This window comes from Nostoc sp. MS1 (genome assembly GCF_019976755.1).
Lineage (GTDB): Bacteria > Cyanobacteriota > Cyanobacteriia > Cyanobacteriales > Nostocaceae > Trichormus.
In genome coordinates, this window is sequence record NZ_AP023443.1 from 167,971 (window position 1) to 188,421 (window position 20,451).

Consider the following 20,451-nt stretch of genomic DNA (forward strand, 5'->3'; position numbering starts at 1 on the left):
GTTGATCATAGCAGAGAAGTCAGATTAATCAATCTTGGGCAAAAAATAGGAACTATTTTGGAGTAGTTTAACTCTCTATGTTGCTCACACAACATTGCTCAAAAGTCCACCACTAGTGGTTGGGGAATAAACAAGGAGGTTAAACAAAATGGTTCAATCAATAACAGCGATGGAAATGGCGACTCTTGACCAAATCTCACTGTACTTGTTGCAGGATGAGGAATTTGGTTTGAAGTCAGTTGTTGCCAACGAGGAAGAAGCGCAATTGGTGAATGAGGCGATCTCTCTGGTCGGTAACTATGATCGCAATGTGTGGACTAGGCTAAAGCAGAAAGCTTTGGTGCTGGTTGGTTCACCCATTTCTGATGTAGTCAGCCGTATTGCATCAGCCTACCGTAGCCCTGATGTTGCCTTATCTTGTATTCGTGACGCTAGTGAGAAATCTATCGAAATAGCTGGGGATACTGCCCGTAAAAAGCTAGCGGCACAACTGCGGCAGAAGTTCAGAAGTTTTAATATAGTTCAGTGAACACAATCCGCACCTTCCACTGCCGACGAAAGCAAAACAAAGAGCATCAAACAATTTGGGATGCCATCGCTACTGCACTCGCTTGATAAGTTCTTTTGTTGAATATAGCCCCTGAAAACCAGGGGCTATCGTTTTTACTGTAAATTTCCTCACTCGTCAATTTCTCCCGCAATTTCACTAACTAAAGCAGCCCCTAAAAAGCCTGCTAAAAATCCCGACAATCCTACCAGCATCAACCCCATACAGATATTCTTTCGCGCTTGCCAATGGTAACTGCTGCTTGTCGTCGGGTTAGCGTTAGCAGCGATAATCTCCATTCCCCAAGACCCCAAAGCCCCTACTCCCGAAAAGCAAATGCTGAGTGCGAAGGCGAGAGTTATGGAGTACAAAAGACTTTGGAGCAAGTCGCTCTTTCTACGGCGTTGTATGGGCCGCAGGATGATTTTGTGATTGTCGTATTGCACTTGGTATTCGTGGGTGGTTCGTTTATTTTGCATATATACTCCTGAAGAAAAAAAAGACAGCTAAAACTGTCAATTATGTGAAGCGATTACCATTTGCACAACTTCAAGCGCTTGCTCGTAATTCCAATGTGCGAATGAGTTCCCGAATTACATCTGTCGCTGGTCTACCAGTCGCAGTGCAATAATTTTCCAATGTCTCTACTTCAGTTGAAGCTAAATTGATGGTGATGCGCTTGGTTGCCCATTTTTTATTGACCATAACAATCTCCTTTTGATGTTTAAGAAAAAAAGACAACCTAATAGGCTGTCTATAACAATGTAAATTCTTACCGTGCAGCCACAGCCGCCCTCTGCCCTACAACATAGTTCATCCAAGCCTTGATAGCGGTGACTTCATCAGTGCCGGAAGCGATCGCCGTCAACACCTGCTGCTGATAAGTAGTTTCACCACGATAAGGATCAGCTTTGTCCGCCGCCCAAGCTAGACACATGGTTTTCACCAGTTCGTCAATAGATGCTTGTGGAAGCTGACTGGGAGCTTTTACATCCTGAAACTGGAGCCACTCTTTAATCAGGTCAACCGGATAATCCAACAGTATGCGAATTTGTCGGACTCGCGCATCTTGAGGGTGAACTGGTGGTGGAGTCTTTGACTTAGATGCTGGAGCTTTTGATTGAGATTTGACTGTACTTGGTTGTTCCATACCAGAAATATCCTCATCATCAAGGTCATATTTAGTAGTGAAAGACAACCTTGATTGAATATCAAGAATCATGCTGGCAAAATCAGCATTTGTATCCCACTTATAGCGGATTCTTGACCTAGTTTGAGCATCAAAAACACTGCAAAAGACTACTTTCTCATCACCAGGATTAGCAACAATTGTGATAGGACGAGTAAAATCTTCTATTAGTGATGCCGCTAGAAGAAACGACTTCGTGAACATAGTTTCTACACCGCTTCTAACGATGTATAACTGATCCGCAAAAACAACAATGTCTAGCTTCATGTTGTCTTTGCCTTTAAAATCTACAGATGTTAGCCTCAACTCACTGATATATCCTGTTAATGACCGTTGAGGTACAAGTGTTTTTATTTTCTGTTTAGGCTCCCAATGATGCCAACTATATGTAAAGTTATTCGCTTCTTCTTTATCTACATAGAGATAAACAGGATATGGTGGTTCACCTAAGCCTAACTTAATTTCAGTTACCATTAGAACTTCTCCAAATCATCATTATTATTCTGCTTTGCAGTTTGTTGTTTATACATTTGTGCTTTGTGCATTTGATGACTAGAAGACTTAATCAAAGGCATTGCAGCTTCTTTAACAGCCGCTTTCGCCTGCTCAAATAAAAACTGTGTAGCACCTTCTGCGTCATCTTCTGGGTCTATTTGTCCCCACAAAGAACAACCTACTTCTACTGATTCGTAATCGCCTAAGTTAAATTTGCGCTGATATATTACGGAGATGGTTTTTATGTCCATGTGAAATATTTTAGATTTCTCAATAATTTTTAGCATAGCTATTATTGGAAACTTCTAAAAATATTCCCCAGCCAAATATATGACTGGGTTAATATGATTATTTATTCTGCATTGATGTAGTCAGTTGGATCTAATTGATATGGTGAAATTCCATCTGCCTCACTACGGTAAATTGACTCTACATAATTTAATACCACCTCATCTGCAACAATTTGTGTTCTTGTGTAAAGAGATGTAATTTGTGTGTCCACTTCTGGAATATCAATTCCTAATTGTTCACATATCTCTCTGATTTTTAGGTATTGAGGATTTATTTGTTCATCATAATGAGAATTATGTCCATAGCCCTCTGATTCCCAAGAACTGACAATTATCTTTGCCACTTTTTGCTCCTTATTCTTTATGATTAAAATTGCTGTAGTTGTTTATAATTTTACATCAGCTAATTAAGTTGACTGATGTAATCAATTCTAAAAATACCGCCAGAGATTCTTGTTAATCCCCCTCAAGCTGACAACTTTCTCTTGATATTCTGGTACTTGGTTAGCCTGAGTTACAGCTTGTGGAGTGGCAGGAACTAGAGAATTGAGCAATTGTCGTTGATGGTCTACATCTCCCACACTGCGGAATATCCTATCTGGGTCAATTTGCATCCCCAGTGGTGTAGGGATGATTTTCAGATATTCGTTGAGTGTTTGGATATAAACAGCATTGAAATTTCGATTCTCCACATAAGAACGTAAATTATTGAGTAGGCTAATTGCTCTATTAATTTCAGAAATGGAGCGATTAGAATCAATCTGAGGCTGACTTTCTTGATAACCTTTAGCTTTTTTCTCAAAAACTAGATTGTTGTACTTATTAATAGCTTGTCCCTGACTACTCAGTTGATGAACTTTCGTTTGTGCCTTATAGCCTACTCGCCCCCACTCAACAGTTAGTTGTGTTCCTTCGACTTTTGCTGACCAGAACTTGTTGCTGTTACTGGCAGTATCCACGTAAACAAGGTATGTTTCCATAGTTTTAATTCAGTAAATAATTGATGTACCGATGAATACCTAAAGATATTCATCGGTAATTGATATTGTTAGTTCTTAGTTTTAGGTTTGGATACGCCTAAAATTCTTTTCTCGAAATCATCAAATGATTCTCGCTGTGGCTTTGGGAGTTGAGGAAGGTCTTTCGCCAACAGTGTATTTATAAACTTGTCAAAATCTTTCGACATATATTTGCCCTCAAGTCTCTTCAATTGGCTTGGGCATTGCCCCAACTTCTCCAATTCGCAATTCGCAAGTCACAATTCGCAATTAAATCAGTAGAAATAAACTAGTAACTAACTCGTGATTTTTAGTTTTTCAAAAATTGAAAACCCCTGCGAATTAGCTGAGGTGTTATACTCTAATCGAAGTAATTAATTTTTTCATAATTGCGAATTGCGAACTGCGAATTGCGAATTGCTTGAGAGCTGATGTTGTAGAGCGTCTAAAATTGATTCAGCTTCATCAACTCTTACCCCCTCTAACAGAGTACAGATATCATATAAATCTTGGGGAATTGTATCAGGAATGATTAACTCGCATAAACTATCTTCTAATGCTGCTGAAACTGAATACTCCTGGCAACTATACTCTTGCTGCATTAATACATAAGTTGATAGTACAATCCTCAGCAAGAGTTTAGTTTCTCGATTGAGTGTTTCAAGATAGTCACCGTATTTTGAAACTAATTGGTCAAGACGCGGAGTTTGACCGTAATATGTTACTAAATCAGTAGACATTTTCAACTCCTTAACTATTTTGATTATTCAGCACTAACCAAACAGCATTACTTTTTTGGGTGTCACTCAGGTTTGAGTCATTTATGATTTCTACAATTTCGTTACCAGTTCTTACTTGTTGTGGTGTGTATTGAACTGGTGGGATAAATGTGTAGTTAGGGTGGTCTTTATCGTTGCGGTCTGATGATGTTGACATATTAAAATTTCTCTCAATTTCACGCTCTGTTTTGTGTAGTAACTGCTTTTCCTAAATTCAGCAGCAATTGATAAACTATTCACTTTTCGTATCTAACCAATCTTCTCGATTTATCTTAATTTCTCGCTTCTTTTTGAAGTTCTGATGCGAGATTGTGGCGCTAACAAAATATCCTTCGCACTGCGTGATTGCTGTAATTTTCCCTTTGAGCCAAGTGCGATCGCCTAAATCCCAGAACTTGATGATTTTTCCCACTGAGTAAACAGCATTTGTTGTTTCCAAAGAATTAACTTTAGTAAATTCAGGCATTTCCTGCATCTGTTTAGCTTTAGAATTTTCTGATTGAACAACAAACATACTGTTAACTTGTTAATAATATTTCACCAATGTGAGTGCATAGCAATTGCTTCTACTAAATGAGTAGAAGCAATCACTTTTTTGATTAATTCATGTTGCGATAACGGGCAGTTTTAATCGATTGAGTAGATTTTGTATCAGCGATCGCCGTAGATGCCGCCCTGGCAGTTTTCGCCCACTCCCGCATACGCTCAACTGCCGCCGCATCTTGGACAGCAAGCGGTGTAATTGTTTGACGACATTCTTCCAAATCCCCTAGAGTTACCTGTTGAGGTCGATCTCGCTCGAATGCCAGTAGTGCGGCTTCAGAGGCTAGGGTTTCGAGTTCTGCGCCACTAAACTTGGCGGTGCTGGATGCGATCGCTTCGAGGTATTCCTCCTCAACGCTGATACCAAATCGCTCCAGGTGAATCTTGAGGATTTGCGCTCTCTCTGGTTCTGAGGGTAGATCCACAAAGAAGGTTTCGTCAAATCTGCCCTTGCGCTTTAGCTCCGTTGGTAGTGCGGTCACGTCATTGCAAGTTGCCACAACAAACACCCCGGCTGTACACTCACTCATGAATGTGAGTATATTGCCCAAGATTCTTTGTGAAACTCCAGAGCTATCACCCTGTCCAGATAAGGCTTTCTCAATTTCGTCCAACCACAACACGCAGGGAGCGATCGCTTCTGCCGTCTTGAGGGCGCGGCGAACATTACCCTCACTTTCCCCAACCAAAGAACCCAACATTGATGCAATATCAAGTTGTAGTAGTGGTAAATTGAGGATATTGGCGATGTTTTTGGCACAGTGCGACTTACCCGTTCCGGGTGGGCCAGCTAGTAGCACACCTTTAGGTTGTGGCAGATGCAGCGATCGCGCCTCTTGTGTGAACAGTCTCCGCCGCCGTTGCAACCATTCGCGCAACAGGTCTAATCCGCCAAAGGGAATTGTTGCAGGCTTACCTAACTCAATCCCCATTTGAGAAAGCAGCCGAGTTTTGTACTCCACTACCATCGGCGTAACAGTAGCATCAATCGTAATACCATCGCTGCTCAAACGCTCTTTGACAGTTAAGCGCAAGAAATCACTAATTTCCTCCAGAGTTAATCCCAACGCTGCCCTTGCTAGAGTTTCCCTCTGTTCAGTGTTTAACAGGACACGAAATGGTACTTCTTGTTGGGTGGCAGATTCTGACAAATAGTTGAGATAAGAATAGATATGCTCTTGGACTTGTTCAACCGTTGGCAATGGCACTTCACCGTAGGGAATTAGCCGAATTAGCGACTCATGTAGTTCAATATTTTGACCCAGAAATATAATGCGTTTTTCTGTGGGTTTGAGCCGATGATATAGATTCTTGACCCTGGTGAGGATTTCCCAACTCAGTTGCGGCGAGTTATTACCAATAAATGGATGAATATCGCCTAAGACAAATACTCCTACACCGTCATAGTTATTGATAAACTCGAAAATGTACACCAATGGATCTGCATGGGCTGGGCGTTTATACTCTGCCACTGGCTTGAATATTAGTCCGCCATCTGGGGCAATTCGACATTGTTCCAGTCCTGATACTCCTAGATTCCAGAAATACGTGGGAGATTCTAGTTTCTCATGAGCCTGTGTAGTCAGCCACTGAATGATTGTGGCTTCTTCTGGCGCGAGTACCTCTAACGCCACGATGGGAATTTGTGAATCTAAAGTGGCAAAGATATTATTTAAGTTCATTGCTGTAATCCTTATACGGTACTGGTGCGAGTTCGTCGTGACTGTTCACCATTTGAACTCTCAGTTCATAAACTTCGGCATCGCCGTCGAATACTTCTGCTACACCGTTACAGTTTCCCTGTGCTATCGCTGTAACTAGCGCGTTAATCAATACGCATAACCCCTCAGTATTACCTTTGATGATTACGGGTTTATGTGCTTCTGGTTGTGCGTAAACGTGAATAAAAGGGTATTCTTTCGGTAAATCCATAAATGCTTAGGGGGAATTTCACCGCAAAGGAGGGCAGGGGGAGCGGAGGTAGCAGGGGAAGCAGGGGGAGAATTGCCCTCCGTAAATGGTCGGAAGCCTCCTTTTTCAAAGGGAAGAAACAAAGAAACACTTGTTTTGAGACGCGCAAGCACGAGAAACAATACGTCCTTTTTGAAGCCTCTGCGCTTACGCAGGGGTTCTCTCCCCCTGCTCCCTCTGCCACCCCTGCTCCCCCTGCTCTCTTCTTTCACCCCCTTTTCTTTAATTTACTGATGCAAGCGCGTCTGATGATTGCTATTTGTCCGTAGCTGCTGAGATTGCGCTTCGGGCTTAAACTCTCGTTCGCCCTCCACAACCCCCAACGCTTCTTCAAACGGCTGGGTCGCTTCCAGGCAAGAAAGTCCCTCAAAACCTTCGGCTTCTACTCGCACCTCACCAGTAGTTTTGTCAAAGTGAATCAGTATTGAGCGTTCCATTGATTATCTCCGTGCGTACTGTTTAACTTCTTGATGACCCGCAAAGGTCAGGCGTAGGGTCTGCACTTGCCCCGACGTTTTTTCGCTGATAGTGCAGTCTCCAAATTTCTCTTGTAATTCAATGGCTTTGGCTTTCACCATGCGCTTGCCGTATGCTTGCATAAGCTTGTGGGTGAAGAAATTCTCACCCAGCCGGGGAGAGGTTTCATACTCGTCGTAAATAGCGTCAAACACAGCACTGTCTTGATTCCAGCGAAACCCGATATCTGCACGGGCAGAAATTGTGCAGCCTTTAACTACAATCTCTGCACTTTGCTCATCGTCATCACCGTAAAATCCTGTCAATGGCTGCGGCTGCTCGTACACCACAGGCTGGAGTTTGAGATCCTCTAACGCTTGTACTAAGCACTCTCTGTTTGTTAGTCGAGTTTTGATTGTTGAAAAATGCGACATAAATTATCTCCTAATTGTCTGAGTTGGTAACGATACCCGAACAGTAGTGACAGAACCATTGGTTACGGTTTCCTGTATTTCACCTCCCATTTGCGAAGCAATCTTTGGCAGGTACAAGTTGATGTATTGTGTTTGCAATCTGGTTAAGAACTGTGTCCCTAGCCCATTACCCTGTCGGGCTTGCCCGTGGCGTTGGTCGTACTCGGAAATGATACATTCGTAATCTGTGCCATTAAACCAAAAGCCCAAGTCGTTACTAGCTCGGCTGATTTGATTACGGGGTACGACAATATGGGCGACTTCTTGCCTGCGATCTCCTCGGTAGCCGTACAGATGTACTGCCTTGTCGTGTATTTGTGGATAAAAGCCGAATCTCTGCAACGCCTCGACCAGACACGACTGGTCTTTGAATTTGACCGCAATTTTTGAGAAATGTGACATATTTGTAATCAACATATTGTTATTAGAGCGATGCCCCTGATATCCAAGGGCATCACCGTTTCTTATGAGTCGTGAAGCGTAAAACCCCCATCATTCGTGTGGGAGATATAAGCAAATGGCGGATTTTAATCAGCAATTCCTACGTAATCTTAACATTATCCAGGCGCAAATAATGAGATAATTGATAATACCAAGGGGGTGATTTTATTGTACGGCTGTCAGCAAATTTTAATTCATGCAGATAAAGAGTTAAAATCTATTTTAGAGTTCATTTGTTCAGAGTCAAATAAACTTTCTAACTGCGCTATATACTATGCTCGTCAAATCTGGTTTAAAGCTAAACGCTATATCAATAAGTTTGAGCTAAACAACGAACTAAAGTCAAATCGTCATTTTCAAGTATTGTACTCTCAAGCAGCGCAACAAGTATGCGGTTCTGTGTATGAGTCTTTTGCTTCGTTTAAACAGCTTAATGCTTTGTACAGACGTGGTGAATTAGCCGATAAACCAAAACCACCAAAATACAGAAAAGATGGTTTTAACTTAATTACCTACCCAAAACAAGCACTAAAGTTAAAAGATGGACAAATCAGAATACCTCTTGGTTCTTTGGTAAAGACATGGTTTAAGTTGGATTCATTTACTTTACCGATGCCGTCAAATTTAAGATTTGAAAACATCAAAGAGTTAAAGATTCTACCTAGAAATCGTTGTTTTTACGCAGAGTTTGTCTATAAAAACGATGCCATAAAATCGGATGTAGATAAAAGTAAAGTGTTAGGTATTGACCACGGAATAAACAATTGGTTAAGCTGTGTTTCTAATGTGGGGACAAGTTTTATTGTTGATGGCAAGCACGTTAAAAGTTTGAATCGTTGGTACAACAAACAAGTAGCAACGATTAAAGAGAACAAATCTCAAGGGTTTTGGTCAAACAAACTTGCTACTCTCACTGAGAAGCGTAACCGTCAAATCAGAGATGCTATCAACAAAACAGCAAGAATCGTTCTTAACCATTGCCTAAACAACCGTATTGGTAGAGTTGTATTTGGTTGGGGTCAAGGCATTAAAAAAGAAATTAATTTAGGGAAAAAACGCAATCAACAGTTTGTCCAAATCCCAACCGCTAGACTCAAAGAACGAATTGAGCAACTATGTCAACAGTACGGTATTGAGTTTGTAGAAACAGAAGAAGCTAACACCTCAGCAGCGTCGTTTGTTGATGGTGATACACTCCCAAAACACGGTGAAAAACCCGAAGGGTGGAAATCTTCTGGACGCAGAGTAAAGCGCGGACTGTTTAGAACGGCAATGAATTGGTACATCAATGCAGATTGCAATGGTGCAGCTAATATCATGGGCAAAGTAAGCACAACACTTGGACTTGATTTAAGTGGAGTGTCTAGGGGTGCTTTGACTCACCCCACTCGGATTTACGTCTGGGTGACAGCTAAAAAGAAGCGGAGTGACGCGGCTTTAGCCCGTCGCGTAGCATCGTTTTAGAATCCCCGTCTTTTTAAAGCGGAGAGCAGTCAACTGAACTTGAACGCCTGTACAGTTCCACGCCGCAAACCTACATCCTCACTCGCTAACTCCTGCAAGTTACGCTGTTCATCAAGTAGCTTGGTGCGGATCTCGTCCATCTTTTGCTGAAGCTGTGTTCGCCCTTGTGAATCTAAGTTCTTCTGGGTAATCGCTTCGTCACTCACAATCGAGTCCAAATGGCTCATCATCTCTTGCAAACTACCACCAGCTTCCGGTGAGGCATTCGCCAGCAGCACACGCACTTTCTGAAGATGTTTCTGGTAGAGTCGATGGGAGCTATTACGCTCCGCACCTCTCTGTTAAATCTGGGCGTGCGACTTTCATCGCACCCAGCTTCCGATGTTCTTAGCTTTCGCGTTTGCTCATGTGAAGATACTTGTGGCAGCTTTCGTGAATAGCTAGAAGGTTTTTAGTTTTCCAGTTTTGGTGGTTTCCATCTAAATGATGTAAGTGTACCTTCTCGTCACTGAGCATTTTTAACCCACAATGTCCACATTTATGGTTTTGCCGTTTGAGGGCTTTAGAGGTATCGTTGTTATAGAGCTTGCTGTTACGTTCGCTCCAGTAATTCAAATCTCCGTCGTAGGGTGATTTTTCACCTTTAACATTGATGTGTTTGTTTTCGGAGTAGGGAACTGCTGGGAATGCTTTATCTAGTAATTGCTTGCTAGTGTAGCGATTCTGCTTCGTTTCCTTGTTGAATACCTTAAATGCTCTGTGTTGAATGTGGTATAGCGAGTTGCGCGTTCCGTCCATCTTGCAGAAGCGGTGGTAATTTCTCCAACCTCTAACTACTGGGGCTAATTTAAGAGCCTTTGTAGTAGAACCATAATTCGAGTTGTTGACGATGGCTTTTACTTTCTTGCGAAAGGCTTTGAAGTTATCCTCTGAGGGAGTACATCTAAACTTTCCGTTTTTCTGGACTTTGAAGTGCCAGCCGAGGAAATCAAACCCATCTGTCGTAGCGGTTAGCTTTGTCTTTTTCTCGCTGACTTTCATTCCCCGCTCTGCTAGGAATTGGCTGATTTCGTCAAGTATTTTGGTAGCATCATCTTGTGGTCGAAGTATTATTACCATGTCGTCTGCATAGCGGACTGATGATTCTACTACTTTTTCTCGACCTTTGTATTTATGAATGCTTTCGATGCCGTTTAAGGCAATGTTAGCTAAAAGCGGACTTATCACACCACCTTGCGGGGTTCCTTGTTCGGGAAATTCTGGGTTGACTCCGGCTTTGAGACATCGGAATATTCCCTGTCTTATGCTCTTAGGAGCAATGAGCCTATCCATGATGGTGGTGTGGTTTATCCTATCGAAGCATTTTTCGATATCGAGTTCTATGACTCGTTTATCTTTTCCATTCGCGTAAGAGCGTAGGTTAGTGAACAGAATTTTCTGTGCGTCATGCGCTGAACGCCCTGGTCGGAACCCGTAACTCCTGGCGTGGAAGGTTGCTTCATGTGCTGGTTCTAATGCGTATTTGATAAGGCATTGGTATGCCCTGTCTGCAATAGTTGGGACTTTGAGGATTCGGGTTTTGCCATCCTTTTTTGGAATGGGTATTTCGCGTAATCCCTGGTGTTTCCAGTTATTACTTTCGGTTCTAAGTTTTTCACTTAGTTCAAACCTTTGCTCAAATGAGAGTGCGGTTTTACCGTCAATTCCCGATGTCTTTTTCCCAGCATTTAGCTGTGTTACTTGACGGATAGCCAGTAATCTTGCTGCGGTAGATTTCAGAATCAGCTTTTGTAGTGACATTGCCTTTCGTTTGTCGCCAACTTGAATAGCTTTATACACGCGCTTTTGTAGGCGGAATAAGTTACGGCGAAATTGCTTCCAAGGTAACGTTTTCCATGATTCACTTGTGTTATCACTGTGTCTAATCATGCTCTGCTCCAGGTTGTGTATTCTGAACACCTCAAACCAATTACGGTTTGTCCTACCCGAATTGAAGGAGTTCCGCTACTCGTCCAGCCTACGCAGGGCTTCGACCTCCCCTTAGACCTCCAATTCGTTTTTATTCGTTCCCTCGGTGAGATTTTCGTTCCGTTAGGTGTAGCCAATTCGACCACTGAAATCCCTAAACTCTTACCGCTATCAGATGGAAATGCGGCGGGAATAAGCTCCAGTCAAGTCGGGTTTTGTTTGTTATGTCCCGCTTAAAAGTAGATCGCTTTTTAAGGCTCTGTTTCACCGTAGGAACTCCCTGTTAGCGCCAGTGTCACCCCATAACGGATGTCTGATTGCGCCCTGTTCCCAGCTTCACCCTCCAGAAACCGAGTCTGGTCAGTGTGGGCAGATAAGGAGTCAAATCTGAGTCTGATTGGTAGGGCTTTCACCTACATCTAACCGAGAGTTCAGCCCGCCCCCGTAATCGGGTTATGGCTGGGTTAGTTATCTACGGACTGATTACCGTGATTCACTAACCAACGAATCGCACCCATCTTCTTTTTGAACTGTACGGGCTTGCGTCCTGGTTCCCAATCAGCTAACTCTTCTAACAACTGTGCCGCTAGTTGTTCACCCCCTGCGATCGCTGACTCCCTCAACCGTTGCTCTAGATTCTGGTCGTACTGCTGAATGAACTGAGTAATTTGCTGCAAACACTTGGCTTGCTCGGAGTTGAGTTGTTCAGAGAGCGCCGGAATGATCACCGGACGACCAATTACAACTTGCAGATATTCTTCCAAATCTGACAGTAGTGGGAAAGCTTTGAGCAAGTTCGCTTTAACTTCATCACGCTTATCTGCTGGTAGATCCCAAACATTCAACGAAATGAATTTGTCAATACGTGCGGTGTAATCTGCTAGTCCCTCCTCATAACTATCTTTTAAACCAGCACGTAAACCAGGAGCAATTACATCTCTAATATTGAGCAACTGACTCCACACCAGGGGCGCTAGGTCTATTGGACAGACCCAATCTCCGTTGTCATTGCTCATCCACTCTTGAACTGAAGCAATCTCTGAGCGTAATTGTGCCGCCGCTTCGTCCAGCGCCTTGAAGACTTTGATACCCTTCAACCCAACTTCAGAGGATTTGACTTTGAGTAAATCTGATTCTTCTTCATTATCAGCTTGCAAAACATCTGTCCACTTTGGCGCATTACTTTTAGTGGTTTTCTTGAGTTGGATTTTGAAACGAATACGAGTTTTATTTAGTTTAGAAAAGTTGTAATGTTCAACTACTGCATCTGCTAGAAATGTTTCATTGACTATTGCTTGTACCATTGTTCAATACCTCATTTTTTCACTTCGCATAAGCGTAGCTTTCATAGTATTCGGGCATAACGTCTACGCTTTGTACAACATCAATTCATCACTACATCACAACCCAGTAGGTTGATTCTTTGCGAACCATGACTAATTGTTTGTTGATTGTGACTGTCCCTAACTGCTGGCTATTCTTGAGTTGTTGAATATCTCTAATCGTCCGGTAGACTATTTTTTGAGCGTTATTCTTTTGCAGCCGAACAGGATGCTTGATAGTGCGGGGTTTGTATTTGCTCATGGCATTAAAACAACTTCATCTGTGTTGCGCTTTCATCAATCACTGTTGCGTTAATCTGCATTCCCACAACTTCTTCACACCGATTAATCAAGGTTTTGTAATTAATCACCAAATTCGTCTTTTTACGCTGTCCTGGCATTGGTTTAAAGTGGTATTGGGGATGTTTGATTGTCCCTGTTTGATATAAATAGCGGTACAGTGTTCCTTGTATTTGATATACTTTTGAGAAAGATAACAATGTACTGTCATACACTCGGTTTAGCTGCATACTTCTACCTCCTTCAATTCCAGGTAGTAACCAGTTTCAGTCTTCTTTACCTTAACTAGTTGCTGATTCAAAAGTTTTTGGACTGTATCTTTGCTAAAGCTAATTTGACTGAGCCTTACTTTTCCACCAGAACGCCGCAGAAATTGCAAACATACAGCCGTTGAATCCTGCCGAATCTGTTTAGTTTTCGCCATATATTTTGATATTGAAGTTAGGTTTCTTGAGACTAAATCAAAGAAAACAGGAGAGTTTGTTCTTAACTCCCCTGTTAGATAATGAGGTTTGAGTCTCATTTGACTTTGGCGTAGCCGTTTTAGTTAGCCAGTAATTCTAAGCACTAACTTTCTTCTTTCTCGGCTCAGATAACCTAGATGTGCCATTAATAGAATTACTTGGTTTTCTTGGCGGTTGAATTTCTCCAAACGGTGTGCGAATTTCTAAATCTGTATTCAACTCTTTTTGCAACAGGACTAATTGGATCATGTGTGAATCAATCTCTGCCAATATTCGCGCTTCTCTTTCTTGCTGAGACAATAACTTAATTTCTGATTCTGCTAGTTTGACTGTTCGCTTGGATTCTTCATTTAACACAGTGTACTGCCAATCTCGCATTACATGATTTATACCTATGATTCTTCCCTGCTTTACACGATCTCCAATAGTGTATAAGGGGTCAGTGAATGAACTGGATATTTTAGTTGTCGCTTGCATGATTTTCTCCTGATTATTTCCTGTTTGTTAATTGAACAAATTGATACTTTCTGCCACTGCTTGGATAGCATCACCTAATGTTGCATCTTGTCCTTGAGTGCAGAGATATTGATAAGTTGTGGGATAACTTTGTTGAAACTTAGCCAAAAGCCCAGATATTTCTACTAGTTCTGAACGTGCTTTTTGCTGAGAAATACCATCTATTGTCAAGGCTTTGTTTAATGTTTGCTGCTGGTGCTGTTGGGTCATAATGTCACCATACAAAAAGCGGTCTGTCTTGGACAAACCGCTTGTAATTTTAATCTGGTTGAGGAATGTTTTTGTTAATGTGCAAATCTTTCTAACAGTTCTTCACGAGATAATTGCCAACACAAACGAGTAAATTCTTCTGGAGGCAAAGGTAGTAAACTATCAATAACTCTCGACAGTTCTTCATCTACTGAACCGAATCTAACTTTGAGCAAATTTTCTACAACTTGGCGACGTTCTTCTAACTTTGCTTGCTGCCTAGTAGTATCTTCCCACTGCTGATATGCTTGTGACAAATTCATAATTAATTCCCGCTCATCCTCTGTTAAATCGTCTTCCTGCTGAATTAAAACAATACGCCAATTGGCTATCAGTTTGAGTGTGTTCTGTCTGAGTGCGTTATCTTTTGGAAGAGCTAGTAATTCATTAACTGCCTGACGTTGCGTTTCTCCCCTACCTAAAATCCTTAACCATAAGGTTTCTGGTGTGACTGGTAGCTCATTAACTGTAATCAACGCACCTCTAAAGCACCCTTGAAAGAAGTAAACACCGCTTGGCCAATTCTCTAAATCTAGTTTAACTTCTAACTCTGCCCACATGGACTGATTCCGACTGGGCGATATAATCCATAGGTGCGGCAACCTCTCTTCCGGCAATTTTCGCTCCTGTTTTTTCGCTTCGCGTTGTTCTTTGGCAATGACAGCGAATAACTTCAGAAAACAATTACGGATGTCTGTTCGAGTAGGTTGGGTACTGAACGGCTCAAATAAGGTTGTATTCGATAAAGCAATTTTACCTAGTAAACCTAAATTTGGTTGTTGTGCTGAGATTTGGGGGGTGAAAAGTATGTCTACAAACCTAGCTTCATCCCTCACCGGCGAATTAACCCTTACCCTTCCTAAAGGAGTCAATAATTCCTCCAAGAAATCCTTTGCAAATTGATCGTGCGGCTTTGTTGTCATAATTTCACTGTTAACCGGGAAGTATTATACTTGTCCATTTGCTCAATTACCTGTTGCTCTGTGGCGATGGCGTAACCGCAAGTTCGTGAGATGGTGTCATTTCGTGTAAAGTGAAATGGTGTCCTACGGATATTAAATACTTTGCATACAATTACTAAGCGATCGCCTGAAATAAAAACAAGCGATCGCATTTTATTTTGATGCTGATATCGCTCTTTCTTAGTTTGTTCAAGGCTGAATTGCACCTTTCTTCTGCGTAGCAATTTTTAGTTTCTCTAGTGTTGTTACAATCCCTCTTCTGCTGGCAGTTCTAATTCAAACTCAATTCCTTTAAATCTTAACCACGCTAGACAAACGGCTAAAGCTATTGATTTTGGTATCCCCTTGTCGCCAGTAACAGCCATGCCTGTACTTCTCTCATCATCGACTAAAGGCTTAATACCACAACTCACCATAGTCGGTGTTATCGTTATTTGTGTCACTAATCTTTGTCGGTCGCACTCTGGAAGTAAAAACGCTTCAACATTCCACAATTCGTTCGCAAAATCCGGCGCTACTCCAAATTCATCAAACCAACGCTCTCGCCTATCTCCTTCAATATCGGCAGGATAATAAAACTCAACTTCAGCTTGAAATTCCTCTTGGTCAATAAGTTCTATACCTGTTTGCCAGCTTAAAGACTGGGCTACTAGTTTATTCAGTTGTTCATAGCTCGTAATTTTCATTTTTCAACCTAATGTTTTTTTATCTAAGCTAACTCTGAACAAATCAAAAATTCGCTTCAAACGTATGCGATCGATCTTCCCAAACTCACGCCGCTAATTCCTCACCACCCCTAAATAGCATCTCACGCTGCTCAGAAGTAAGCTGACTTATCGGCATATCTAGCAGATCAACAGACTCACACGAAATTTGCGGTTGTTCTTTTAAAGTCTGCACATAATAGCATTGACCATTGGAGTGAACGAACTCGACTAGTCTTGTTTCCTGTTGATAAATTCCGTCTTCCAGCAGTTCTAGCCCCAAGCTTTCGCAGCCAGAGGCTATCTGTGCCATGATTTCGTTTCCTGTAGCGTCGGGCATATTCAAAATTTTCCATTACACAATGATTGACTTTTTTGACTGTTGTGTATCGCTAACACATAAATATAGTATGCTGTTAACAAAGTGTTATTAGAGTGTTAATTAGATGCTTCTTGCTAGTGCGACCGCTTGTATGGAACCCAAGCGATCGCACTTTTATCTACACCATCGCTAACTGCCTGATTCCTAGCCGTGATAGCGCATCAGCCGCACTATTGGCGTACTGGTCAGCACCTCTTTCTCTGCTCCTGTATGTCCACATTTGACTGAATCTGTGAAACCCGACTATCCCTAGCAAATCACGCCCTTGATAGACTTTTGTGGAGAAGAACAAATAGTCTATCTGCCCATAGTTCAGACCGTATTCTGTACAAGCTTGTTTTAACTCGGCTTCCAGTCTTTGGTTCTGCCTGTGGAGGCTCTCTTGAGCATCTAGAGAAGTCTTTTCTTCGGCTACTCTTTGAGCGAACCAATTGCGCTCGAATGGTAATCGTCCGCCATCGGTCAGTTGTATCCAGACCGTTATTCCGCCTTCTATCCACATGGTGCGGATTTCTTCAGGGGTGCGTTGGATGATGGTTGCAATGATTTGGCGATCGCGGTCTGTTAGCGGACTTTGGGCTTGCTTGTTGATTGTTGTATATGTCATGATAAAAACCTTATTTCGATTAAAGGGCGGTCGCTGAGTTTACCAGACAGAGCGATCGCCTTTTTTTGCTGATTACGTTGTGGGGTAGCCACAACGCTCTCACTTTCGCTTTGGCGTAGCCGTTTTAATGTCAGTCAATGCAAGCAGTAATAGTTGAGATGGCGACCCCTTTCAAGCGATCGCTTGTAGCAAAACTTTAATAACCAACAGCACAAGGCTGTAGAGAGGATTTGTCCTCTGTGCAACCATGTGTTTATGTTCAAAAAGCGATTGCTACTAAGGAGAAGCAATCGCTTTGATTTATTGGGATTTTTGCCTTCATTACCAGTTTTTAGACTTGGCGGGTCATCGGAATCATCTCCGGTGGCTTGAGCATTACAAGTTTTTGGCTTCCGGCTGCTTATCCCGGTGGCTGTTGGTTTTTGGTTTCTTGAAATACGTGTTCCTTTGATTGGTTTGCAAACCCTTGATTGCGTTGGTGCAGGCGGTTTGCTTTTCCTTTGCCCTTATTTATTAATATACTCTAGTTAACTAGACTTGTCAACTAAGTTAGACTAGTTAACTAGACTAGTTACTATTGACTAGACTAGTTAACTAGATTAGACTAGGCAACAAGACCAGTAATCTAAAGGAGGTGATTCAACTTGAGCTTATTGATTTTTATGGATTTAAAGGAGTTGCGCGAGAAAGCTGGTTTGTCAGCTGAACGGGTAGCAGTGGAGTTGAGCAAATCTGTGTCTACTATTAGATTTTGGGAAGCAGGGACTTATATCCCTAACCTTAGCCCTAGTGAGACATTGCAGCTAATTCGTCTTTACCAATGCACACTTGAAGAACTAGCTGAATCTTTTATTGAAACACAGCGTAAAAGTGGAAAGAGGAGTGAATAGAGTTAATTGAATTTATACATGAGAGTATAATCATCTGTTTTCACTCTTATTTTTAATTAAGGTCGAAACTCTCTCTCGGACGAATAGCGAAAATACTTGGACTTGAAGGCCAGGACAACATAAAATCACTTGCTATTGAAGAGGTTAAAAGCGCATTCAGTGAAATGAATTAATTAAAAGCGATCGCTCCCGGCCAAGAGCGCGATCGCCGTAACTAACCCATATAGGTATAGCCATGTCTAGCTTACCATTTGAAAAACTGCTTCAAGACAACCCCCAACTATTCACCTCCGAGGGCTTGTCTGCGCTGCTGGTCGATTGTATTCATCTTAAATACACCCAGCATCATAAATTCACTTACCCGTCATTACTAAAAGACAAAAGCATTTACCCTGCCCTAGCCCAAACGGGTAATCCTGACCCGCAGACCGAAAAAATCATCCACCGTTTTAACGCAAGTCCAGCAACTTGGGAGATAAACGGCTGCTTAACAGAACAAGAAGCCTTTGATTTCTTATTTCTCTACCGCAGAATCAACGACAATATCCACCAACTACAAAAGAACTTGGGCATATCTGGAGTTTGCCTCCGGCACATCGCCATACGCGATCGCCTGTTCTCTTACCCAGCCGCCGATGATCAGCTGACATTGCTGGAGTGCGATCGCTTAACACTTCAAAATGCAGTCCCAGAAATCATCAAATATTTTCTGCAACTGGTGGAAATGCCACCGACATATAACCTGTCCTTAGTAGACCAAGACGAGAAAAAAATTCCTGCTAACCCCGCCGCAGTGCAAGAGGCAGCAACCAAAGCAGTACGCGCCGAAATTTACGGAGAAAGCTACGAGTGGGTAAAAACTGGGGCTAACTACTGGGAGGGTAGGCACGCTAGTAAAGTTGACCCGGATGAAATTCACCTGTGCTTGCATCTCGACTGGAACGAAGACGAGTTCATTTTTTTTGACGCACACCACCCCGACCGTGAGCGATGGCCTTGGGGAATAGCGGCTGAGTGAGACTTTGTTGGTTCATTTCAACCAGTTTCTAAATAATCCACCACAACAAATTAAGAAACGCATCGCCAGCTTGGATACCAAAGCTGTTGATTATCTTTTGGGGAAGAAAGTATGACAGAGCAAATTACAGAACTACAAAGATGTTGGTATTTATCTCCGCCCTGGCATGGGGAAATGCCACCTGTTGAGATTCAATTGTGGGAAAAAGTCTATCTCAAAAGTCTCGAAACCTTCGGTTATTGTTCTGGCATTCAGTGGTGGCGGGATTGTTGGCATTACATTATTGAGATTACTGATGATGCTGTACACGCCACCAAGCATCAAATTATCGGCACTGGTCGGTTTAAACCTACCAACTTACAAAAACCCGCTTTCAATTTAGGAGATCGCGTGATTCTCACGTCCTGCTGTAACGCCCCAAGACAGAGGCTAGTCTTGGGAGTTGCACTGGTTCGTGGTGAGTTGGTTTATTTAATCGAAACTATATCCCCAACTCTTCCACAAATAGACATGATGCCCCGCAGATTTTCATTGGTGAAGGAAGCAGACTTGGTGCAGGTGATGGTTTGAATTTCTCCACCAGCCCCAGCAGATTTTAACTTGTTCCCTCAATCACACAACTAACCCTATGTCACAAATCGAAATTGCACAAATCATTGAACAGATAAAACAAGAGATTGAAGTTGACGCATCTGGTAAAGCTAAAGCCAGCCTTCGAGCAACCGCAAGATTGGCTGGGGTAAGTGCTACAGCAATTCTCAAAACCTTAGATAGTGTTAACCAAGAGCCATCCAAATTAGCTCAAATGCTTTTAGAATCTGGGTTTGAAGCTGTTAACCTGTTAGGGTGGAAAACTGAAGGCATCCCAGATATGGCGATCGCCATCATTTTAGAATATTACGGCTTCGATGCGGGACGGTATTGTACAAAACAAGCAAGGTTGGTCTGCCGTTCATTCAACACCATCGGTATCCGCGCTTGGATTCAGGAAAAGTTAGGTTGGACAAAACCTGCAACTGACGAAACCAGCATGACCCAAATCCAGTTACTCGCCGCGATCGCTTCTCAGATGGCCGAACAAGAGCAACGCTTGTTAGAGCATGAGCAACGCCAGCATGAAATACTATCTCGGCTCAAAGGAGTAGAAGTCGAGCAGGATAGGTTTAATACTCCATGTGGACATAAATACAGCATTGTTGGTTTCGCCAATCTTCAGGGTTTAGAGATATCAGTCAAAGAAGCTGGAGCTAAAGGACGCAAAGCTAGTGCATTATGCCGCAAAAAAGGGATTGAGATAGAGCGTATTCGTGATCCCAGGTTTGGCAGAGTCGGACTGTATCCCGAAAGTATTTTGATTGAGGTTTTCTCCCAGGAGCAAAACTAACCATCAACTAGTTCAAGCATCTAACCAATTTCATTACGG

The 20,451-nt window shown here is 42.3% G+C and carries 33 protein-coding genes and 1 pseudogene; 6 read left to right on the top strand and 28 right to left on the bottom strand.

The window, feature by feature from the left end; translation table 11 throughout:
• The first annotated feature begins 148 nt into the window (after positions 1 to 148).
• Positions 149 to 529, top strand: coding sequence for a hypothetical protein (locus NSMS1_RS33140; RefSeq protein ID WP_224087844.1), 381 nt, complete (start codon positions 149 to 151; stop codon positions 527 to 529).
• A 149-nt stretch (positions 530 to 678) separates the two neighbouring features.
• Here the strand turns inward: NSMS1_RS33140 and NSMS1_RS33145 are convergent, their stop codons facing one another.
• The 15 genes from NSMS1_RS33145 to NSMS1_RS33215 form a co-directional block, all read right to left on the bottom strand.
• Positions 679 to 1,026: a hypothetical protein gene (locus NSMS1_RS33145; protein ID WP_224095730.1), complete on the bottom strand. Its 348-nt coding sequence runs from the start codon at positions 1,024 to 1,026 to the stop codon at positions 679 to 681.
• A 70-nt stretch (positions 1,027 to 1,096) separates the two neighbouring features.
• Positions 1,097 to 1,258, bottom strand: a complete 162-nt coding sequence (locus NSMS1_RS33150) for a CopG family transcriptional regulator (protein WP_224095958.1) — start codon at positions 1,256 to 1,258, stop codon at positions 1,097 to 1,099.
• A 61-nt stretch (positions 1,259 to 1,319) separates the two neighbouring features.
• On the bottom strand, positions 1,320 to 2,210 hold the full coding sequence (locus NSMS1_RS33155; protein ID WP_224095731.1) for a hypothetical protein: 891 nt from the start codon (positions 2,208 to 2,210) through the stop codon (positions 1,320 to 1,322).
• On the bottom strand, positions 2,210 to 2,518 hold the full coding sequence (locus tag NSMS1_RS33160) for a hypothetical protein (RefSeq protein ID WP_411908704.1): 309 nt from the start codon (positions 2,516 to 2,518) through the stop codon (positions 2,210 to 2,212). Before NSMS1_RS33160 ends, NSMS1_RS33155 begins: the two co-directional genes overlap by 1 nt.
• 65 nt (positions 2,519 to 2,583) lie before the next feature.
• On the bottom strand, positions 2,584 to 2,865 hold the full coding sequence (locus NSMS1_RS33165; RefSeq protein ID WP_224095732.1) for a hypothetical protein: 282 nt from the start codon (positions 2,863 to 2,865) through the stop codon (positions 2,584 to 2,586).
• Between the two features lie 87 nt (positions 2,866 to 2,952).
• Positions 2,953 to 3,501 (bottom strand): WGR domain-containing protein, encoded by a 549-nt coding sequence (locus tag NSMS1_RS33170; RefSeq protein WP_224095733.1) that lies wholly within the window; start codon positions 3,499 to 3,501, stop codon positions 2,953 to 2,955.
• Positions 3,502 to 3,569: 68 nt separating this feature from the next.
• Entirely contained in the window at positions 3,570 to 3,707 is a 138-nt protein-coding gene (locus NSMS1_RS33175) for a hypothetical protein (protein WP_224095734.1), read from the bottom strand.
• Between the two features lie 195 nt (positions 3,708 to 3,902).
• Complete coding sequence (locus NSMS1_RS33180) at positions 3,903 to 4,259, bottom strand: hypothetical protein (RefSeq protein WP_224095735.1); 357 nt, start codon at positions 4,257 to 4,259, stop codon at positions 3,903 to 3,905.
• 10 nt (positions 4,260 to 4,269) lie between these two features.
• A complete protein-coding gene (locus tag NSMS1_RS33185; RefSeq protein WP_224095736.1) occupies positions 4,270 to 4,455 on the bottom strand; it encodes a hypothetical protein in 186 nt (61 codons plus the stop codon).
• A 75-nt stretch (positions 4,456 to 4,530) separates the two neighbouring features.
• Positions 4,531 to 4,812 (bottom strand): hypothetical protein, encoded by a 282-nt coding sequence (locus NSMS1_RS33190; protein ID WP_224095737.1) that lies wholly within the window; start codon positions 4,810 to 4,812, stop codon positions 4,531 to 4,533.
• 85 nt (positions 4,813 to 4,897) lie between these two features.
• Positions 4,898 to 6,523, bottom strand: coding sequence for an AAA family ATPase (locus NSMS1_RS33195; RefSeq protein WP_224095738.1), 1,626 nt, complete (start codon positions 6,521 to 6,523; stop codon positions 4,898 to 4,900).
• Entirely contained in the window at positions 6,510 to 6,773 is a 264-nt protein-coding gene (locus tag NSMS1_RS33200) for a hypothetical protein (protein ID WP_224095739.1), read from the bottom strand. Before NSMS1_RS33200 ends, NSMS1_RS33195 begins: the two co-directional genes overlap by 14 nt.
• A gap of 266 nt (positions 6,774 to 7,039) precedes the next feature.
• A complete protein-coding gene (locus NSMS1_RS33205; protein WP_224095740.1) occupies positions 7,040 to 7,249 on the bottom strand; it encodes a DUF2997 domain-containing protein in 210 nt (69 codons plus the stop codon).
• A 3-nt stretch (positions 7,250 to 7,252) separates the two neighbouring features.
• Positions 7,253 to 7,702 carry a DUF1257 domain-containing protein gene (locus NSMS1_RS33210; protein WP_224095741.1) on the bottom strand — a complete coding sequence of 150 codons (450 nt, stop codon included), beginning with the start codon at positions 7,700 to 7,702 and terminating at the stop codon, positions 7,253 to 7,255.
• A gap of 3 nt (positions 7,703 to 7,705) precedes the next feature.
• Complete coding sequence (locus NSMS1_RS33215) at positions 7,706 to 8,143, bottom strand: DUF1257 domain-containing protein (protein WP_224095742.1); 438 nt, start codon at positions 8,141 to 8,143, stop codon at positions 7,706 to 7,708.
• A gap of 207 nt (positions 8,144 to 8,350) precedes the next feature.
• Between NSMS1_RS33215 and NSMS1_RS33220 the strand changes: the two genes are divergently transcribed.
• The gene (locus NSMS1_RS33220) at positions 8,351 to 9,646 is read left to right on the top strand and encodes an RNA-guided endonuclease InsQ/TnpB family protein (RefSeq protein WP_224095960.1); all 1,296 of its coding nucleotides are present in this window, start codon (positions 8,351 to 8,353) and stop codon (positions 9,644 to 9,646) included.
• Between the two features lie 29 nt (positions 9,647 to 9,675).
• On the opposite strand, the gene NSMS1_RS33225 is transcribed toward NSMS1_RS33220, so the two are convergent.
• The 13 genes and pseudogenes from NSMS1_RS33225 to NSMS1_RS33285 all read right to left on the bottom strand — a co-directional run bounded on the left by NSMS1_RS33225 (position 9,676) and on the right by NSMS1_RS33285 (position 17,120).
• Positions 9,676 to 9,924 (bottom strand): hypothetical protein, encoded by a 249-nt coding sequence (locus NSMS1_RS33225; RefSeq protein WP_224095743.1) that lies wholly within the window; start codon positions 9,922 to 9,924, stop codon positions 9,676 to 9,678.
• 109 nt (positions 9,925 to 10,033) lie between these two features.
• Positions 10,034 to 11,575, bottom strand: coding sequence for a group II intron reverse transcriptase/maturase (gene ltrA / locus NSMS1_RS33230; RefSeq protein WP_224095744.1), 1,542 nt, complete (start codon positions 11,573 to 11,575; stop codon positions 10,034 to 10,036).
• Positions 11,576 to 12,129: 554 nt separating this feature from the next.
• Positions 12,130 to 12,918: pseudogene (locus NSMS1_RS33235) on the bottom strand (hypothetical protein); the annotation flags it as partial.
• Positions 12,919 to 13,009: 91 nt separating this feature from the next.
• Positions 13,010 to 13,198, bottom strand: coding sequence for a hypothetical protein (locus tag NSMS1_RS33240; protein ID WP_224095746.1), 189 nt, complete (start codon positions 13,196 to 13,198; stop codon positions 13,010 to 13,012).
• A 4-nt stretch (positions 13,199 to 13,202) separates the two neighbouring features.
• Complete coding sequence (locus tag NSMS1_RS33245) at positions 13,203 to 13,466, bottom strand: hypothetical protein (RefSeq protein ID WP_224095747.1); 264 nt, start codon at positions 13,464 to 13,466, stop codon at positions 13,203 to 13,205.
• Positions 13,457 to 13,660, bottom strand: a complete 204-nt coding sequence (locus NSMS1_RS33250; protein WP_224095748.1) for a hypothetical protein — start codon at positions 13,658 to 13,660, stop codon at positions 13,457 to 13,459. Before NSMS1_RS33250 ends, NSMS1_RS33245 begins: the two co-directional genes overlap by 10 nt.
• A 136-nt stretch (positions 13,661 to 13,796) precedes the next feature.
• Complete coding sequence (locus tag NSMS1_RS33255; protein ID WP_224095749.1) at positions 13,797 to 14,177, bottom strand: hypothetical protein; 381 nt, start codon at positions 14,175 to 14,177, stop codon at positions 13,797 to 13,799.
• A 27-nt stretch (positions 14,178 to 14,204) separates the two neighbouring features.
• A complete protein-coding gene (locus tag NSMS1_RS33260; RefSeq protein WP_224095750.1) occupies positions 14,205 to 14,426 on the bottom strand; it encodes a hypothetical protein in 222 nt (73 codons plus the stop codon).
• Positions 14,427 to 14,500: 74 nt separating this feature from the next.
• Positions 14,501 to 15,388, bottom strand: a complete 888-nt coding sequence (locus NSMS1_RS33265; RefSeq protein WP_224095751.1) for a hypothetical protein — start codon at positions 15,386 to 15,388, stop codon at positions 14,501 to 14,503.
• Complete coding sequence (locus NSMS1_RS33270; RefSeq protein ID WP_224095752.1) at positions 15,385 to 15,633, bottom strand: hypothetical protein; 249 nt, start codon at positions 15,631 to 15,633, stop codon at positions 15,385 to 15,387. Before NSMS1_RS33270 ends, NSMS1_RS33265 begins: the two co-directional genes overlap by 4 nt.
• 39 nt (positions 15,634 to 15,672) lie before the next feature.
• Positions 15,673 to 16,113: a hypothetical protein gene (locus NSMS1_RS33275; RefSeq protein WP_224095753.1), complete on the bottom strand. Its 441-nt coding sequence runs from the start codon at positions 16,111 to 16,113 to the stop codon at positions 15,673 to 15,675.
• An 85-nt stretch (positions 16,114 to 16,198) separates the two neighbouring features.
• Positions 16,199 to 16,471: a hypothetical protein gene (locus tag NSMS1_RS33280; RefSeq protein ID WP_224095754.1), complete on the bottom strand. Its 273-nt coding sequence runs from the start codon at positions 16,469 to 16,471 to the stop codon at positions 16,199 to 16,201.
• 160 nt (positions 16,472 to 16,631) lie between these two features.
• Positions 16,632 to 17,120, bottom strand: coding sequence for a hypothetical protein (locus NSMS1_RS33285; RefSeq protein WP_224095755.1), 489 nt, complete (start codon positions 17,118 to 17,120; stop codon positions 16,632 to 16,634).
• Positions 17,121 to 17,764: 644 nt separating this feature from the next.
• Between NSMS1_RS33285 and NSMS1_RS33290 the strand changes: the two genes are divergently transcribed.
• The 4 genes from NSMS1_RS33290 to NSMS1_RS33305 all read left to right on the top strand — a co-directional run bounded on the left by NSMS1_RS33290 (position 17,765) and on the right by NSMS1_RS33305 (position 20,412).
• On the top strand, positions 17,765 to 18,010 hold the full coding sequence (locus NSMS1_RS33290) for a helix-turn-helix transcriptional regulator (RefSeq protein ID WP_224095756.1): 246 nt from the start codon (positions 17,765 to 17,767) through the stop codon (positions 18,008 to 18,010).
• Positions 18,011 to 18,245: 235 nt separating this feature from the next.
• Positions 18,246 to 19,028, top strand: a complete 783-nt coding sequence (locus NSMS1_RS33295; protein WP_224095757.1) for a hypothetical protein — start codon at positions 18,246 to 18,248, stop codon at positions 19,026 to 19,028.
• 111 nt (positions 19,029 to 19,139) lie between these two features.
• Complete coding sequence (locus NSMS1_RS33300; protein WP_224095758.1) at positions 19,140 to 19,598, top strand: DUF1392 domain-containing protein; 459 nt, start codon at positions 19,140 to 19,142, stop codon at positions 19,596 to 19,598.
• A 58-nt stretch (positions 19,599 to 19,656) separates the two neighbouring features.
• Positions 19,657 to 20,412 carry a hypothetical protein gene (locus NSMS1_RS33305; RefSeq protein WP_224095759.1) on the top strand — a complete coding sequence of 252 codons (756 nt, stop codon included), beginning with the start codon at positions 19,657 to 19,659 and terminating at the stop codon, positions 20,410 to 20,412.
• Positions 20,413 to 20,451: the final 39 nt, after the last annotated feature.

Bases quoted from the DNA above. Each gene is read 5' to 3' on its own strand.
- NSMS1_RS33140 (WP_224087844.1), top strand. From the start codon at position 149: ATGGTTCAATCAATAACAGCGATGGAAATGGCGACTCTTGACCAAATC.
- NSMS1_RS33145 (WP_224095730.1), bottom strand. From the start codon at position 1,026: ATGCAAAATAAACGAACCACCCACGAATACCAAGTGCAATACGACAAT.
- NSMS1_RS33155 (WP_224095731.1), bottom strand. From the start codon at position 2,210: ATGGTAACTGAAATTAAGTTAGGCTTAGGTGAACCACCATATCCTGTT.
- NSMS1_RS33160 (WP_411908704.1), bottom strand. From the start codon at position 2,518: ATGCTAAAAATTATTGAGAAATCTAAAATATTTCACATGGACATAAAA.
- NSMS1_RS33170 (WP_224095733.1), bottom strand. From the start codon at position 3,501: ATGGAAACATACCTTGTTTACGTGGATACTGCCAGTAACAGCAACAAG.
- NSMS1_RS33175 (WP_224095734.1), bottom strand. From the start codon at position 3,707: ATGTCGAAAGATTTTGACAAGTTTATAAATACACTGTTGGCGAAAGAC.
- NSMS1_RS33180 (WP_224095735.1), bottom strand. From the start codon at position 4,259: ATGTCTACTGATTTAGTAACATATTACGGTCAAACTCCGCGTCTTGAC.
- NSMS1_RS33185 (WP_224095736.1), bottom strand. From the start codon at position 4,455: ATGTCAACATCATCAGACCGCAACGATAAAGACCACCCTAACTACACA.
- NSMS1_RS33190 (WP_224095737.1), bottom strand. From the start codon at position 4,812: ATGTTTGTTGTTCAATCAGAAAATTCTAAAGCTAAACAGATGCAGGAA.
- NSMS1_RS33195 (WP_224095738.1), bottom strand. From the start codon at position 6,523: ATGAACTTAAATAATATCTTTGCCACTTTAGATTCACAAATTCCCATC.
- NSMS1_RS33200 (WP_224095739.1), bottom strand. From the start codon at position 6,773: ATGGATTTACCGAAAGAATACCCTTTTATTCACGTTTACGCACAACCA.
- NSMS1_RS33205 (WP_224095740.1), bottom strand. From the start codon at position 7,249: ATGGAACGCTCAATACTGATTCACTTTGACAAAACTACTGGTGAGGTG.
- NSMS1_RS33210 (WP_224095741.1), bottom strand. From the start codon at position 7,702: ATGTCGCATTTTTCAACAATCAAAACTCGACTAACAAACAGAGAGTGC.
- NSMS1_RS33215 (WP_224095742.1), bottom strand. From the start codon at position 8,143: ATGTCACATTTCTCAAAAATTGCGGTCAAATTCAAAGACCAGTCGTGT.
- ltrA (WP_224095744.1), bottom strand. From the start codon at position 11,575: ATGATTAGACACAGTGATAACACAAGTGAATCATGGAAAACGTTACCT.
- NSMS1_RS33240 (WP_224095746.1), bottom strand. From the start codon at position 13,198: ATGAGCAAATACAAACCCCGCACTATCAAGCATCCTGTTCGGCTGCAA.
- NSMS1_RS33245 (WP_224095747.1), bottom strand. From the start codon at position 13,466: ATGCAGCTAAACCGAGTGTATGACAGTACATTGTTATCTTTCTCAAAA.
- NSMS1_RS33250 (WP_224095748.1), bottom strand. From the start codon at position 13,660: ATGGCGAAAACTAAACAGATTCGGCAGGATTCAACGGCTGTATGTTTG.
- NSMS1_RS33255 (WP_224095749.1), bottom strand. From the start codon at position 14,177: ATGCAAGCGACAACTAAAATATCCAGTTCATTCACTGACCCCTTATAC.
- NSMS1_RS33260 (WP_224095750.1), bottom strand. From the start codon at position 14,426: ATGACCCAACAGCACCAGCAGCAAACATTAAACAAAGCCTTGACAATA.
- NSMS1_RS33265 (WP_224095751.1), bottom strand. From the start codon at position 15,388: ATGACAACAAAGCCGCACGATCAATTTGCAAAGGATTTCTTGGAGGAA.
- NSMS1_RS33275 (WP_224095753.1), bottom strand. From the start codon at position 16,113: ATGAAAATTACGAGCTATGAACAACTGAATAAACTAGTAGCCCAGTCT.
- NSMS1_RS33280 (WP_224095754.1), bottom strand. From the start codon at position 16,471: ATGCCCGACGCTACAGGAAACGAAATCATGGCACAGATAGCCTCTGGC.
- NSMS1_RS33285 (WP_224095755.1), bottom strand. From the start codon at position 17,120: ATGACATATACAACAATCAACAAGCAAGCCCAAAGTCCGCTAACAGAC.
- NSMS1_RS33295 (WP_224095757.1), top strand. From the start codon at position 18,246: ATGTCTAGCTTACCATTTGAAAAACTGCTTCAAGACAACCCCCAACTA.
- NSMS1_RS33300 (WP_224095758.1), top strand. From the start codon at position 19,140: ATGACAGAGCAAATTACAGAACTACAAAGATGTTGGTATTTATCTCCG.
- NSMS1_RS33305 (WP_224095759.1), top strand. From the start codon at position 19,657: ATGTCACAAATCGAAATTGCACAAATCATTGAACAGATAAAACAAGAG.